Annotated in this window: 15 protein-coding genes; 4 read left to right on the top strand and 11 right to left on the bottom strand. The window is 50.8% G+C overall.

The genetic code is table 11. The features are described 5' to 3' along the window. The first annotated feature begins 10 nt into the window (after positions 1-10). The 3 genes from JIG40_RS15725 to purF all read left to right on the top strand — a co-directional run bounded on the left by JIG40_RS15725 (position 11) and on the right by purF (position 2,674). A complete protein-coding gene (locus JIG40_RS15725; protein WP_020431781.1) occupies positions 11-571 on the top strand; it encodes an SPOR domain-containing protein in 561 nt (186 codons plus the stop codon). Between the two features lie 62 nt (positions 572-633). Next, positions 634-1,125, top strand: coding sequence for a CvpA family protein (locus JIG40_RS15720; protein ID WP_020327953.1), 492 nt, complete (start codon positions 634-636; stop codon positions 1,123-1,125). A 34-nt stretch (positions 1,126-1,159) separates the two neighbouring features. Continuing rightward, the gene (purF, locus tag JIG40_RS15715; protein WP_020327952.1) at positions 1,160-2,674 is read left to right on the top strand and encodes an amidophosphoribosyltransferase; all 1,515 of its coding nucleotides are present in this window, start codon (positions 1,160-1,162) and stop codon (positions 2,672-2,674) included. 66 nt (positions 2,675-2,740) lie between these two features. Here the strand turns inward: purF and JIG40_RS15710 are convergent, their stop codons facing one another. Continuing rightward, positions 2,741-4,066 carry a Na+/H+ antiporter family protein gene (locus JIG40_RS15710; protein WP_061056737.1) on the bottom strand — a complete coding sequence of 442 codons (1,326 nt, stop codon included), beginning with the start codon at positions 4,064-4,066 and terminating at the stop codon, positions 2,741-2,743. Positions 4,067-4,087: 21 nt separating this feature from the next. Beyond that, complete coding sequence (gene rnt / locus JIG40_RS15705; protein WP_020327950.1) at positions 4,088-4,747, bottom strand: ribonuclease T; 660 nt, start codon at positions 4,745-4,747, stop codon at positions 4,088-4,090. A 355-nt stretch (positions 4,748-5,102) separates the two neighbouring features. On the opposite strand from rnt, the gene JIG40_RS15700 reads away from it, so the two are divergent. Further along, the gene (locus JIG40_RS15700; RefSeq protein WP_024373955.1) at positions 5,103-5,987 is read left to right on the top strand and encodes an OmpA family protein; all 885 of its coding nucleotides are present in this window, start codon (positions 5,103-5,105) and stop codon (positions 5,985-5,987) included. 27 nt (positions 5,988-6,014) lie between these two features. Here JIG40_RS15700 and JIG40_RS15695 read toward each other — a convergent pair whose 3' ends face one another. The 9 genes from JIG40_RS15695 to rsxA all read right to left on the bottom strand — a co-directional run bounded on the left by JIG40_RS15695 (position 6,015) and on the right by rsxA (position 13,841). Continuing rightward, the gene (locus JIG40_RS15695; RefSeq protein ID WP_020327948.1) at positions 6,015-6,452 is read right to left on the bottom strand and encodes a DUF2753 domain-containing protein; all 438 of its coding nucleotides are present in this window, start codon (positions 6,450-6,452) and stop codon (positions 6,015-6,017) included. Between the two features lie 127 nt (positions 6,453-6,579). After that, positions 6,580-6,996 carry a lactoylglutathione lyase gene (gene gloA / locus JIG40_RS15690; RefSeq protein WP_024373956.1) on the bottom strand — a complete coding sequence of 139 codons (417 nt, stop codon included), beginning with the start codon at positions 6,994-6,996 and terminating at the stop codon, positions 6,580-6,582. Between the two features lie 9 nt (positions 6,997-7,005). Further along, a complete protein-coding gene (nth, locus tag JIG40_RS15685) occupies positions 7,006-7,647 on the bottom strand; it encodes an endonuclease III (RefSeq protein WP_024373957.1) in 642 nt (213 codons plus the stop codon). Between the two features lie 62 nt (positions 7,648-7,709). After that, positions 7,710-8,402 carry an electron transport complex subunit E gene (locus JIG40_RS15680; protein WP_020431771.1) on the bottom strand — a complete coding sequence of 231 codons (693 nt, stop codon included), beginning with the start codon at positions 8,400-8,402 and terminating at the stop codon, positions 7,710-7,712. Continuing rightward, positions 8,395-9,033, bottom strand: coding sequence for an electron transport complex subunit RsxG (rsxG, locus tag JIG40_RS15675; RefSeq protein WP_020327946.1), 639 nt, complete (start codon positions 9,031-9,033; stop codon positions 8,395-8,397). Before rsxG ends, JIG40_RS15680 begins: the two co-directional genes overlap by 8 nt. 8 nt (positions 9,034-9,041) lie before the next feature. Further along, on the bottom strand, positions 9,042-10,088 hold the full coding sequence (rsxD, locus tag JIG40_RS15670; protein WP_024373958.1) for an electron transport complex subunit RsxD: 1,047 nt from the start codon (positions 10,086-10,088) through the stop codon (positions 9,042-9,044). After that, positions 10,088-12,652 carry an electron transport complex subunit RsxC gene (rsxC, locus tag JIG40_RS15665; protein ID WP_024373959.1) on the bottom strand — a complete coding sequence of 855 codons (2,565 nt, stop codon included), beginning with the start codon at positions 12,650-12,652 and terminating at the stop codon, positions 10,088-10,090. The genes rsxD and rsxC overlap by 1 nt, the downstream gene beginning before the upstream one ends. A gap of 8 nt (positions 12,653-12,660) precedes the next feature. After that, positions 12,661-13,260 (bottom strand): electron transport complex subunit RsxB, encoded by a 600-nt coding sequence (gene rsxB / locus JIG40_RS15660; RefSeq protein WP_020327943.1) that lies wholly within the window; start codon positions 13,258-13,260, stop codon positions 12,661-12,663. Continuing rightward, on the bottom strand, positions 13,260-13,841 hold the full coding sequence (gene rsxA / locus JIG40_RS15655) for an electron transport complex subunit RsxA (RefSeq protein ID WP_004726646.1): 582 nt from the start codon (positions 13,839-13,841) through the stop codon (positions 13,260-13,262). The genes rsxB and rsxA overlap by 1 nt, the downstream gene beginning before the upstream one ends. Between the last annotated feature and the right edge of the window lie 189 nt (positions 13,842-14,030).

Raw genomic sequence — 14,030 nt, 5'->3', positions numbered from 1 at the left:
GGGAGTATCAATGGCGAGTAAATTTCAAAGCCGTTTGGTTGGTACCATCATTCTTGTCGCTATCGGTGTCATTGTGTTACCGGATGTGCTGGATGGTAAAAAACTGCACTACAAAGAAGAAATGGCCAGCATTCCGATCAAGCCTGAGCTTGAGAGTGAAGTGGAAAAATTTGAAGTGTTGGACCCGGTGGAAGATCAAGTCGCCTTGCCTGAATCACCGGTCACGGCGGTAGACACGGCGCCAGTCAGTAATACAGTGTCTACGCCTGCTACTCAGCCAAGCAAACCTTTAGCGACAGCGGTACGTAATGTGCCTGAGAAAAATGATTATCAGGACAGTGCGTGGATTATTCAGCTTATGGCGCTGAAGAATGCCGAGAATGCGAAAAACGTTGTCGATGATTTGCAAAAGCGCGGCTATCAGGCTCATACCAAACAAGAAAATGGTTTTACCCGAGTGATCATTGGTCCGGATGTCTCCAAAAGTAAGCTGGAAAAACAGTTGCTGGAATTAGAGAAAATTACCGGCGCGAAAGGTCAATTGCTCAAATTTAAACCACTAAACCCTTAAGAAAACGTTTGCGTCGCGTATTTTTCTGTTAAAATGCGCGCCAACTTAGAATGTAAGAACTCATGAATTGGTTAGATATTGTCATTTTAAGTGTGATTGGTTTGTCTGCACTGATCAGTCTGGTTCGTGGCTTTGCGAAAGAAGCCCTGTCCTTAGTGATTTGGTTTGGAGCGTTTTATATCGCTTCGGAATACTACGCCAAGCTGGCGGTATACTTTACTAACATTAAGGATGAAATGTTTCGCAACGGATCGGCTATTGCCGCTCTGTTTGTCGCAACATTGGTTGTGGGTGCGATCGTTAACTACGTGATTTCGCAGTTAGTACAAAAGACCGGACTTTCAGGAACAGACAGAATTCTGGGTGTCGTTTTTGGCGCACTACGCGGAGTTCTGATTGTTGCAGCGGCCTTATTTTTTATGGATGCGTTCACCGCATTCCCAAGCTCAGAGTGGTGGAAGGGCTCGCAGCTGGTGCCGGAATTTAGCCGCATTATTGCTCCGTTCTTTGAACACTTACAAGCAACATCAAGTTTTCTGTCTGGCGCTGTATAAGCGCCAGCAATTGTCGCAAATCGAGGATTAGGACATGTGTGGTATTGTTGGAATCGTGGGTACAACGCCTGTAAACCAGTCAATTTATGACGCGTTAACGGTATTGCAGCATCGTGGCCAAGATGCCGCTGGTATTTGTACCATAGAAAGCAATCGTTTTCGTCTGCGTAAAGCGAACGGTTTAGTGAAGGATGTCTTTGAAGCGAAACACATGCAGCGCCTTCAGGGCTCCGTCGGTATCGGACACGTTCGTTACCCAACCGCAGGCAGTTCAAGTGCCTCTGAAGCTCAACCTTTCTACGTCAACTCGCCATTTGGTATCACCCTCGCTCACAATGGCAACCTCACTAATGCCAACGAAGTTCGCCAGAAACTGTTTGAAAAAGACCGTCGCCACGTCAACACCACTTCGGATTCAGAGGTGCTGCTGAACGTATTGGCACACGAAATCGACACCGTGAAAGGCAACGTTACAGCAGAAGACGTCTTCCGCGCAGTTGCTAATGTGCACCGTGCGATTCGCGGTGCCTACGCGGTGACTGCGATGATCATTGGCCACGGTATGATTGCTTTCCGTGACCCGCACGGTATCCGTCCTCTGTGTCTGGGTAAACGTGAAGTGAATGGTCGCACGGAATATATGGTCGCGTCTGAATCGGTAGCGCTCGATGCCGTCGGTTTTGATTTCATGCGTGATGTCGCACCGGGTGAAGCGGTGTACGCGACGTTTGAAGGTGAACTGTTCACTAAGCAGTGTGCTGACAATCCGGTTCTCAACCCATGTATTTTTGAATTTGTATACTTTGCTCGTCCGGATTCGTTCATCGATAAGATTTCGGTTTACAGCGCGCGCGTTGAAATGGGCAAAAAACTGGGCGACCGTATCAAAGCCAACTTCCCAGAGCTCGACATCGACGTGGTGATTCCGATTCCGGAAACTTCATGTGATATCGCGCTACAAATCGCTCAGGCGCTGGATAAACCATACCGTCAGGGCTACGTGAAAAACCGTTATGTGGGCCGTACGTTTATCATGCCGGGCCAGCAACAGCGTAAGAAATCTGTACGTCGTAAGCTCAACACCATTCGTTCTGAGTTTAAAGACAAGAACGTACTACTGGTGGATGACTCTATCGTACGCGGCACTACTTCTGAGCAAATCATTGAGATGGCGCGTGACGCCGGTGCGAAGAAAGTCTACATGGTGTCTGCAGCGCCAGAGATTCGCTTCCCGAACGTTTACGGTATCGACATGCCGAGTGCTAATGAGCTGATTGCTCACGGTCGTGACAACGAAGCGATTTGTAAGCAGATCGGTGCTGATGCGCTGATTTTCCAGACCCTGGATGATTTGGTTGACGCGGTACGTGCTGGTAATCAGGACATCGCTAAGTTTGAAACTTCGGTCTTTAACGGCGAGTACGTGACAGGGGATATTGACCAGCAATACCTGGACTTTCTTGAGTCAATGCGCAGTGATGACGCGAAGACGCAACGTGAAATCCAACAGGAACTGGCAAACCTTGAGTTGCACAACGAAGGCGCGTAATACACTTTGCCAATAAAAAGGCTTCCCGCGGGAAGCCTTTTTTGTACCTGTGATTCAGCTCAGAGCTTACAACACCATGGCAGCCAACCAGCCAAACGCAATCAGCGGCAGGTTGTAGTGAACAAAGGTCGGAACCACAGTTTCCCAAATATGCTCGTGTTGACCATCCGCATTCAGACCGGACGTTGGACCAAGTGTTGAGTCTGAGGCAGGAGAGCCCGCATCGCCCAAGGCCGCCGCCGTACCCACCAGGGCGATGGTTGCCATTGGCGAGAAGCCAAATGCCAGACACAGTGGCACGTAAATGGTCGCAATGATTGGAATGGTCGAGAATGATGAACCGATACCCATGGTCACCAACAAGCCAACAACCAGCATCAGCAGCGCCGCCAGCGGTTTGTTGTCTCCGATACTGGTTGCCAGAGATGACACCAAAGTTTCCACGCCACCAGTCTCTTTCATTACAGCCGCAAAACCCGCTGCCGAGATCATGATGAAACCGATCATGGCCATCATGTGGACGCCTTTGGTAAACACGTCGTGGGTTTCTTTCCACGCAATTACGCCACCAAAAGTAAATACCATGAAGCCAGCCAGTGCGCCGATGATCATCGAACCTGTTGTCAGTTGCACTGCGAGAGCCGCTAGGATGCCGACGCCAGCCACTAGAATATGCTTCTTGTTGATAGCCGTTGTTTCTTGATGCACGACCGTTAGTTCAGTCTCTTTGTAAACGCGTGGTTTACGGTAAGAGAAGAATATCGCAACCAGCAGACCGAATACCATGCCTAGGCCCGGCAGCAGCATTGCCATCGGTACTTGGCTGGCAGTAACGTTTTCCAGGCCGTTATCATGTAGGTTTTTCAGCAAAATGTTGTTAAGAAAAATGCCGCCGAAACCTACCGGTAGAACCATGTATGGCGTGATCAAACCAAACGTCAGTACACAAGCAATCAGACGACGGTCAATGCCCAGACGTGCAAACACGCCCAGCAATGGCGGGATCAGAATTGGAATGAACGCGATGTGCACCGGAATAATGTTCTGAGAAGACATCGCCATCAGCAGCAGTGCCACGATCACGACGTATTTCATGCCAGTCGATGCTGCCATGCTATGTCGGCCATGAATGCGCTTAATGACGCTTTGAGCCAGCAGATCGGTGATACCCGATTTCGAGATGGCCACGGCAAAAGTACCCAGCATTGCGTAGCTCAGAGCGATGGTCGCGCCACCACCCAAACCACTTTCAAATGCGGCAACGGTGTCGTTTAAACTCATACCAGCTACTAGGCCGCCAACGATGGCGCTAAACGTCAGTGCAACGACGACGTTTACTCGCATTAGGGCCAGAACCAGCATGACACAGACAGAAATGACTACAGGGTTCATATACTTCTCGGTCAGTTGTGCTTACTTATTATTAAGGTCATTGTCGTCAGCCAACGGCCAGCCGCCAAGTGCTTTCCATTGGTTAACGATGCCGCAGAACAGCTCCGCGGTTTGCTGAGTATCGTAAAGTGCAGAATGGGCTTCACGATTGTCAAACTCCATCCCGGCCGCTTTGCAGGCTTTGGCCAGAACAGTCTGACCATAAGCCAGGCCGCTGAGCGTTGCCGTATCAAAAGTAGCAAAAGGATGGAAAGGGACTCGTTTGAGTTTACAACGTTCGCTGGCAGCCATGACAAAACCATGGTCAAACGCCGCGTTGTGAGCAACGATGATGGCGCGGCTGCAATCGGCAGCTTTCTGCTCTTTGCGTACCTGTTTATAAATCTCTTTCAGTGCGTGGTCTTCGGTAACCGCACCGCGTAACGGACTAAAGGGATCATAAATACCGTTAAATTCCAGCGCCGCTTTTTCAATATTGGCGCCTTCGAAAGGTTCGACATGAAAGTGAATCGTCGAAGCAGGGTGTAAATTGCCGTTTTCATCCATCGCTAATGTCACTGCGCAAATTTCCAGCAACGCATCAGTTTGTGGGTTGAATCCTGCAGTTTCTACATCGATTACGACTGGGAAATAGCCGCGAAAGCGCTTTTTCAGAGTCAGAGCTTCATTTGTGTCTGTCATGTGATCCCTAGCTTATGTGATAGGGGCAGCATTATTGCAGATTCTCCCCGTGAGAAAAACCAAATAGGTAGATTAAAGCGCAATTAAATTCGCCATTTGTTGCGCTATATTCAAGCGGATTCATTTATTTTTGTCACGCTCGCAGCCACATAGAATTGAAAGGAGAAAAGCGGCCATAAAATTACGGTTTCAAACCAATAAAAGGCCGTTGAACAGGGCAGTGTTGCTGAAGTTTTGTGCAATGAGATATAGGCAGGGTAAGGGTTGGCGAGGTTTTTGCATTATTCGATAAGAAATGAATGCGGCGGCAAGATTTCGTCATTGCCGCTGGCCGCGTAAAGAGAAGTAAGTCCTTATGAATAAATGGGTTGTAACAAGTATCGTTGCTTTTGGCGCTTGTTCTGCATTTGCCGCTGCGGCAATGGAGAAGCGCTATGTGGCAACGCCGCAACAGTCAAGTTGGCAGATGGCGATCAATACGCCGCTCGAGTGCCAACTGGTGCACCCCATTCCGAATTACGGCGATGCGGTATTTACCTCGCACGCCAGTAAGAAAATTAATCTCGATTTTGAACTCAAGATGCGTCGGCCGATGGGGGATACCCGCAATGTCAGCTTAGTGTCTATGCCGCCGGCTTGGCGACCAGGTGAAAGCGCAGATCGCATTACCAATATTCAGTTTTTCAAACAATTTGACGGTTACATTGGCGGCCAGACTGCTTGGGCGTTGTTAAGTGAACTGGAAAAAGGGCGCTATCCGACATTCAGCTATCAAGACTGGCAGAGCCGTGATCAACGCATCGAAGTTGCGTTGTCGTCGGTACTGTTTCAGCCGAAGTACAACGCATTCAGCGACTGTGTGTCCAACCTGCTGCCATACAGTTTTGAAGACATCTCATTTACTATCTTGCATTACGACCGTGGTGACAGTGTTGAGCTGAACAAAGCATCACAAAAACGTCTGGCTCAAATTGCGGAATACATTCGCTATAACTCGGATATCGATTTGGTCTTGGTGGCCACCTATACCGACGCAACGGATGGCAAAAATGAGAGCCAAAGCTTGTCGGAAAAAAGGGCGGAATCACTGCAGAAATATTTTGAGTCACTCGGACTGCCCGCGGATCGCATTCAGGTACAGGGCTATGGCAAACGTCGTCCGATTGCCGACAATGCATCGCCGATCGGCAAAGACAAGAACCGCCGCGTGGTGATCTCGCTTGGTCGCACGCAGGTGTGATCGCGAAATAGGGCTGTAGAGTCAGCCCTAATTCAAACGAAACTTGGCAATCAAATTGCAGCTTGATGCGGAATCGATGTCCTTGACCAGCTTTGCCAACTGGGGGTTAGGATGGCGTTTCATAAATTCAATCAAGGCTTTCTTACAGCAACCCAGGGAATCCACAAACGCTTCGCAACTCGGATTACCACACTGGGGAATCAAGGTCAGGATCCGCTCTGATGCGAGTTCCAGATATTTGAGTTCGTACTGGTTATCGCCAATCGTTCGCCAGAACCCGGCCATGTTGTGACACGAAATCACCGAGATCATCAGTCGATCTTCCAGCTCAATGTCTTCAGCTTCACCGAGTCTGTCACTCAATGTCAGCGCCTGCTGGTAATGGAGAATGCTGCGCAGATGATCTGCCTGCTGCATGGCGATATCTGCCAGTAAAGTATGTTTTTCCCACTCTTTGATGGTCATCGGTCAATCCTTCATGAGCCTGAATAAGTTTAATTTAAATAATAATTATTATCATGTAAACCATGAGGATTGAGGGGAATAAAACAAAACCGCCACTTGGGCGGTTTTGTTCAAGTATGAGAGGGGATTAACCTTCCAGACCCGCGGTGGCCTGTTTGTTCTGAATCAGTTCAACCATGTAGCCATCTGGGTCTTTCACGAAAGCAATATGCGTGGTGCCGCCTTTCACTGGGCCCGGTTCACGGGTGACATTACCGCCCGCCGCTTTGATGGCATCACACGTAGCGTAAATATCGTCTGCGCCAATGGCAATGTGGCCGTAGGCATTACCCATGTCGTAGCTCTCAACGCCCCAGTTGTAAGTCAGTTCAATCACTGCACCTTCTGATTCATCGCCATAGCCTAAAAATGCCAGCGTATATTTGTATTCGGCATTTTCGTTTTTGCGTAGCAGTTTCATACCCATCACCTGAGTGTAAAACTCAATTGAACGGTCAAGATCGCCAACGCGCAGCATGGTATGAAGAATACGATTGTTTGACATAATGGACTCCTAGCTTTCCGGGTAAACTTTATCTTTAAATTCGCACAGGTCTTCGATAATGCAGCTGCCGCAGCGAGGCTTGCGTGCCACGCAAGTGTAGCGGCCATGCAGAATCAACCAGTGATGGACATCGAGTTTGAACTCTTTCGGTACAACTTTCAGCAGTTTTGCTTCCACGTCATCCACGTTCTTGCCGACGGCAAACTTGGTGCGGTTCGATACGCGGAAAATATGGGTATCGACCGCAATGGTCGGCCAGCCAAAGGCGGTATTGAGTACAACGTTGGCCGTCTTGCGCCCTACGCCAGGCAGCGCTTCTAACGCTTCGCGATTTTCCGGCACTTCGCCCTGATGTTGGTCGAGCAGAATGCGGCAGGTTTTAATCACGTTTTCGGCTTTTGAGTTAAACAGACCGATGGTTTTAATGTATTCCTTGACGCCATCAACACCTAAATCCCACATCGCTTGAGGCGTGTTGGCAACGGCATACAGTTTGTCGGTGGCTTTGTTGACGCTGACGTCTGTCGCCTGCGCCGAAAGCAGCACCGCAATCAGCAGTTCAAACGGCGTGTTCCAGTTGAGTTCGGTCTGCGGATTCGGATTGTTGTCTCTTAATCGCTGCAGAATCTCGACACGTTTGCTGTTATTCATTGTGATTCATTGCTTCCTTGAAACAGCAGCCGCAGTTTATATGCTGCGGCTGATGATGATTTTTATACGTTGGTCACGCGAACCCGTTCAATCGCGGGTTTTTCTTGTTTCGGCTGACGGGCTGCCAACTGTTTGTCGATCACGTTCTTTGCGGCGATCAGAAAGCCGACGCCAATAAAAGCACCTGGCGGGAGCAGAGCCAGTAAGAAACTGTTGTCGAAGTGGAACACTTCGATTCTAAGCACTTTCGCCCAGTCACCGAGGAGCAGATCTGCGCCATCAAACAAGGTACCGTTACCAATCACTTCGCGCAGAGAACCGAGCACGACCAGTACGGATGTCATGCCAAGGCCCATCCAGAAACCGTCTTGTGCAGAGGGCAGAACGTCATTTTTTGACGCGTAAGCTTCCGCGCGACCGATAATGATGCAGTTAGTGACGATCAGCGGAATAAAGATACCCAGTGACAGGTACAGTCCATACGCGTAGGCATTCATCAGCAGCTGAACGCAGGTCACCAGCGCCGCAATAATCATCACAAACACCGGAATGCGCACTTCTTTTGGCACGTAGTCGCGTACCAGTGAAACCGTGACGTTGGAACTCACTAACACCAGCAGCGTGGCAATACCGAGGCCCAGGGCGTTAGTCACGGTCGAGGAAACCGCCAGTAGCGGACATAAGCCGAGCAGTTGAACCAGGGCCGGGTTGTTGTTCCACATCCCATTTTTTATCAGCGTTTTGTGATCACTCATTGTGTTCACCTCCGCAGTTCAAAGGTTGCTTAAAGATAGCTTCACGGTGTTGATTGACGTACTGCGCTGTCTGTTTCACGGCTTTTACTACCGCTCGCGGTGTAATGGTTGCACCTGTGAACTGGTCAAACTGACCGCCGTCTTTGCGTACTCGCCACTGATCTTCGTTGTCCGCCGTGACTTGTTTACCCGTAAAGCTGAGAATCCAGTTGGTGATGCGCAGGTCGATTTTATCACCCAGTCCCGGTGTCTCCTGATGTGCCAGCACGCGAGTACCGGTAATGGTGCCATCGTTACGGATACCAACAATAATCTTGATCGCACCGTTGTAGCCGTCTGGCGCAATGGATTCAATTGCCAAGGCACTCGGTTCACCATTGAGAGTGCCAAGATAAACTGGCATCGGTTTGTTGTTACCGAGCATCGGGTCACTGACCAGTGTACACGACTGCGACAGTTCATTGTCATGCAATGCCGGGGGCACTACCTGGTTGAGAACCGACAGCAACTGCTTATTTTCCTGCACTTTAATCTGACTTTCGGTCATGTAGTGAGTTAATGCAACCACACCTGTCGAAGCACAGGCAAAGACAGCAAGGACAAGACCGTTTTTACGAATAGCGGCTAACATAATGCTCCTTAATGCCCGTAGGTACGTGGTTTGGTGTAGTAATCGATCATTGGTACACACATATTGGCCAGCAACACGGCAAACGCGACACCGTCAGGGAAACCACCCCAGCTGCGAATGATGAACACCAAGGCACCAATGAACACGCCATAAATCAGGCGACCTTTGGTGGTAGTCGAGGCGGTCACTGGATCGGTCGCGATAAAGAACGCACCCAGCATGGTGGCGCCAGACAGCAAATGCATCAGCGGTGAAGCAGTGGTGCCAGGAACAAACAAAGTCATTAACAAACTGGTGACCAGCAGGCCAGCCAAAAACGCGACTGGAATGTGCCAGTTGATCACGCGCAGTTTAATCAGAATCAGGCCACCTGCCAGATAGGCGAGGTTCACCCATTCCCAACCTACGCCAGCCAGGCCATTAAACTGTGGCTGAGCCATCGCTTCAGACAGGGTATGTCCGGTACGCAATGAAGTTTTGATCGAGTCAAGCGGCGTCGCCATGGTAATACCGTCGATGCCGGTACGAATCTGTTGCAGCGACAGGCCGTCGAGATTAAAGCCAGTGAAAATGAGCGAGAATGAATCCACCAATGAGATGGGCTCTGGCGCCAGCTCTGAAGGTGCAATCCAACTGGTCATTTGTACCGGGAATGAAATCAGCAGCACCACATAAGCGATCATGGCTGGGTTAAATGGATTTTGTCCCAGCCCGCCATAAAGATGTTTAGCAATAAGAATGGCAAACACCAGACCGATCACCACAATCCACCACGGCGAGAGTGGCGGAATGGAAATGGCGAGCAGCCATGCGGTCACAATAGCGCTGTAGTCACGCAATGCAAAACGCACCGGGCGTTTACGCAGTAGCATGACGCCCGCTTCAAACAGCATTGCGACAGCAATCGCCAATACCAGTTGAATCAAGGTACCGAAACCAAAGAAATAACTTTGGGCTAGTAACCCAGGCAGGGCGCAGATCGCGACCCATTTCATCATGTCGGCGGTACTGCGTTTAGTCCGCGCGTGTGGGGAGCTGGCAATGAAAAACGCCACTAGTCGTTCTCCTCAACGTTATTCTTGTTTTGATTCTCCGCTTGCTGCGCGGCTTTGCGTGCTTTTGCACGGGCAATCGCAGCGGCGACAGCGACTTTCTTTGGATCGTCTTCTGATTCGTCAGCCGATGGCGCTGGAGCCTCAGGTTCATCGTCGGACTCTTGCTGCGCGGCCTTGCGTGCTTTGGCGCGAGCAATCGCAGCGGCAACAGCGGCTTTCTTGGGATCTTCCGCAGGTTCGTCAACCGATGGTGCTTGAGCCTCTGGCTCATCGCCGGACTCTTGCTGCGCGGCCTTGCGTGCTTTGGCGCGAGCAATCGCAGCGGCAACAGCGGCTTTCTTTGGATCTTCCGCAGGTTCGTCAACCGATGGTGCTTGAGCCTCTGGCTCATCGCCGGACTCTTGCTGAGCGGCTTTGCGTGCTTTGGCGCGGGCAATCGCAGCGGCAACAGCGGCTTTCTTTGGATCTTCCGCAGGTTCTTCAGCCGATGTTGCTGGAGCCTCTGGCTCATCGCCGGACTCTTGCTGCGCGGCTTTGCGTGCTTTGGCGCGGGCAATCGCAGCGGCAACAGCGGCTTTCTTTGGATCTTCAGCAGGTTCTTCAGCCGATGGTGCTGGAGCCTCTGGCTCATCGCCGGACTCTTGCTGCGCGGTTTTGCGTGCTCTGGCGCGAGCGATTGCGGCGGCGACAGCGGCTTTCTTTGGATCGTCAGCTGATTCTTCAACCGATGGTGCTGGAAACTCTGGCTCATCGCCGGACTCTTGCTGCGCGGCTTTGCGCGCTTTGGCGCGAGCAATGGCAGCGGCGACAGCATCTTTTTTGTCATCACCAGTTGCGGGCAGTTCGCTGACTTCTGTTTTTTCCGCCTTACGTTCTCTAGCCTGACGTTTGCGCTCTTCGCGCAGTTTGGCCATGTCTGAGTTATCGGGCTCGGTTGCGCCCGCTTTCGCAGCTTCCGCCTGTTTTGCTTTGGCTTTAGCAATCGCCGCCGCTACCGCAGGTTTGACTGGCGCATCGCCCGCTTCACTTTGTGCTTTCTGCGCTTTGACGCGTGCAATGGCAGCGGCAATAGCGTCTTCGCCACCACTTTGTTGCATTTCTTTACGGCGATCGTCAGCGGCTTTCTTAAAGCGGTTTTCGCGTTCGGCTTTTTCGCGCTCCATACGCGCTTTTTTCTCTTCAAAACGCAGCTTGGCGCGCTCAGCGGCCTCGGCTTCCCACTTACGGTTTTTGATTTCCGCCTTCGACTGGCGATAGTACTGCACCAGAGGGATTTCGCTTGGACACACGTAGGCGCAGGCTCCACACTCAATACAATCTTTAAGATTGAGCTCTTCGCATTTCTCGTACTCTTCCGCTTTTGAGTGCCAGTACAACTGCTGAGGTAACAGCGACGCCGGACACGCGTCGGCGCATTGCCCGCAGCGGATACAAGCCATCTCGTAATCGTGTTGCGGAATTTCGTTGCGGCTTGGTGCCAGAATGCAGTTGGCAATCTTGACGATCGGCACGTTGGCGTGAGGCAGAGTAAAGCCCATCATTGAACCGCCGAGGATCAGACGAGGCAGTTTCTTATCGGCTTTATAACCGAATTCGTCTAGCAGTGACTGCACTGGTGTTCCTAAGCGCACCCAAACGTTACGCGGCTGAACGAAGGTGTTACCCGTCAGGGTCACGACGCGACGTATGAGCGGTTCGCCGTCTATCACGGCGCGTTTGATCGCCTGAACTGAGCCAACGTTTTGCACAATGACGCCGATGTCCGCCGAGTGTTTGCCCGCTGGAACTTCCAGATCGGTTAGCAGCTTAATCAGCTGCTTGGCGCCGCCTGACGGATATTTGGTTGGAATGGCGCGGATAACAATGTCTTTGCCTTCAGCGGCTTGTTGCAGCGCTTGAATCGCTTCCGGTTTGTTATCTTCGACGCCAATGACGGTCAGTTTAGGTTGCAGAATGTGTTCGACAATTCCGATGCCGTCGATAATTTCTTGTGCGTGTTCACGCATCAACGCATCGTCAGCGGTAATGTAAGGTTCACACTCCGCCGCATTGACGATGAAGATTTCTACGCGAGATAGGCCTGATTGAATTTTCTTTGCGGTCGGGAAACCTGCACCGCCGAGTCCGGCAATACCTGCGTTGCGAATGATGTCGATCAGCTCTTCCGGCGCCACTTGCGTGTAGTCGGAAATCGGTTGACGCTCAAACCACTGGTCCTGACCATCTGGTGTGATCACCACACACAGTTCACTGAGTCCGGATGGATGCGCCACCGTACGCGGCTCAATGGCACTGATTACACCTGACGTTGGGGCGTGGACTGGCAACATGAACGTGGTCGAGAATGAGGTCAGAGGCTGGCCTTTAAGTACTCTATCGCCGACCTGCACCAGCAGATCACCTGATTTACCAATGTGTTGTTTGAGTGGTAATACGAATTCATTTGCTAGGCTGGCTTCGACCAACGGCGTCTGAGTAGACTGAACTTTATTTTCCGGCGGATGAATGCCTCCCGGGAAATCCCAGAGATAGCCGGTTCGAATTTTATCGATTAATGACAACATACCAGTCCTTAACTCGCACTCTTCTGAGAATCATCAGATTCACCCGATGAAGAATGGGTAACATCAACCACTGGAATCGCGTTCATTTGCCACTTCCAGGTATCCGTCGTCGTTTTTACAGGGATCATTTCAATACAGTCGGTCGGGCAGGGGGCCACGCACAAATCGCAACCGGTACATTCATCCTTAATGACGGTATGCAGAGCTTTGTTGCCGCCGACAATGGCGTCGACCGGACAGGCCTGAATACATTTGGTGCAGCCGATACACATATCTTCGTGAATAAAGGCGACAGTTTTGACGTTGTCGTCCAGATCGTGTGCCGACTCCTGAACTTCGACGCCCATCAAATCCGCCAGTTTCTCAATGGTCGCCTGACCACCTGGAGGACATTTGTTGATAGCGTCACCATTGGCGATGGCTTCTGCGTAAGGGCGACAACCCGGGTAACCACACTGGCCGCACTGAGTCTGCGGCAGTATGGAGTCAATTTGATCGACAATCGGATCCGCTTCGACTTTAAAACGAATCGAAGCAAAACCAAGAATGGCGCCAAAGACGGCGGCCAGCGCAGCCAGCACCAAAACAGCGATTAAGATGGTACTCATTACAATTTCACCAGACCAGTAAAGCCCATAAAGGCCAGTGACATCAGGCCAGCGGTGATCATGGCAATCGAAGCGCCTTTGAACGGAGCTGGAACGTCAGCGACATGAATACGTTCGCGCATTGACGCAAATAAGATCAGAACCAGAGAGAAACCGACTGCCGCGCCAAAACCGTAGATGATTGACTGAATAAAGTTGTGGTTCTCGTTGATGTTGAGCAGCGCCACGCCCAGTACCGCACAGTTGGTGGTGATGAGCGGTAGGAAAATACCCAGCAGGCGGTAAAGCGTCGGGCTGGTTTTATGCACCACCATTTCGGTGAACTGAACCACGACGGCAATCACCAGGATGAAGCTCATGGTGCGCAGATATTCAATACCAAGTGGGCGAAGGATGTAGCTTTCCACCAGATACGCGCACACGGAAGCGAGAGTCAGAACGAAAGTCGTTGCTAACCCCATGCCAATGGCGGTTTCCAGCTTCTTTGAGACGCCCATGAAAGGACACAAGCCCAGGAACTTTACCAGTACAAAGTTGTTTACCAGCACGGTGCCGACCAACAACAAAAGATATTCGGTCATAGTTATATAAGTTTGAAATTCCGATCCCGGCATTATCCAGCTTTGCGTAGCCAATAACAACCAAGGAAAGTTAAGGTTTTAGTTTGCTGAACAAAAATTATACGCAAATCGGCGTAGTTGTGATGAATCCTGACGGAGATTTTATCGGTTTGTGGTGAGTTGTTCGGGTGGCAGAAACGAAAAAACCCA

The sequence above is a fragment of the Vibrio sp. bablab_jr001 genome (genome assembly GCF_016464285.1).
In the GTDB taxonomy this organism is placed as follows: Bacteria; Pseudomonadota; Gammaproteobacteria; order Enterobacterales; family Vibrionaceae; genus Vibrio; species Vibrio fluvialis.
The sequence above is the reverse complement of the archived record's forward strand: the minus strand, read 5'-3'. Positions and strand labels throughout refer to the sequence as shown.

Coding starts and splice junctions, on each gene's coding strand:
- JIG40_RS15720 (WP_020327953.1), top strand. CDS start 634: ATGAATTGGTTAGATATTGTCATTTTAAGTGTGATTGGTTTGTCTGCA.
- rsxB (WP_020327943.1), bottom strand. CDS start 13,260: ATGAGTACCATCTTAATCGCTGTTTTGGTGCTGGCTGCGCTGGCCGCC.
- rsxC (WP_024373959.1), bottom strand. CDS start 12,652: ATGTTGTCATTAATCGATAAAATTCGAACCGGCTATCTCTGGGATTTC.
- rsxG (WP_020327946.1), bottom strand. CDS start 9,033: ATGTTAGCCGCTATTCGTAAAAACGGTCTTGTCCTTGCTGTCTTTGCC.
- JIG40_RS15725 (WP_020431781.1), top strand. CDS start 11: ATGGCGAGTAAATTTCAAAGCCGTTTGGTTGGTACCATCATTCTTGTC.
- JIG40_RS15680 (WP_020431771.1), bottom strand. CDS start 8,402: ATGAGTGATCACAAAACGCTGATAAAAAATGGGATGTGGAACAACAAC.
- rsxA (WP_004726646.1), bottom strand. CDS start 13,841: ATGACCGAATATCTTTTGTTGTTGGTCGGCACCGTGCTGGTAAACAAC.
- nth (WP_024373957.1), bottom strand. CDS start 7,647: ATGAATAACAGCAAACGTGTCGAGATTCTGCAGCGATTAAGAGACAAC.
- gloA (WP_024373956.1), bottom strand. CDS start 6,996: ATGTCAAACAATCGTATTCTTCATACCATGCTGCGCGTTGGCGATCTT.
- JIG40_RS15710 (WP_061056737.1), bottom strand. CDS start 4,066: ATGAACCCTGTAGTCATTTCTGTCTGTGTCATGCTGGTTCTGGCCCTA.
- JIG40_RS15700 (WP_024373955.1), top strand. CDS start 5,103: ATGAATAAATGGGTTGTAACAAGTATCGTTGCTTTTGGCGCTTGTTCT.
- rnt (WP_020327950.1), bottom strand. CDS start 4,747: ATGACAGACACAAATGAAGCTCTGACTCTGAAAAAGCGCTTTCGCGGC.
- purF (WP_020327952.1), top strand. CDS start 1,160: ATGTGTGGTATTGTTGGAATCGTGGGTACAACGCCTGTAAACCAGTCA.
- JIG40_RS15695 (WP_020327948.1), bottom strand. CDS start 6,452: ATGACCATCAAAGAGTGGGAAAAACATACTTTACTGGCAGATATCGCC.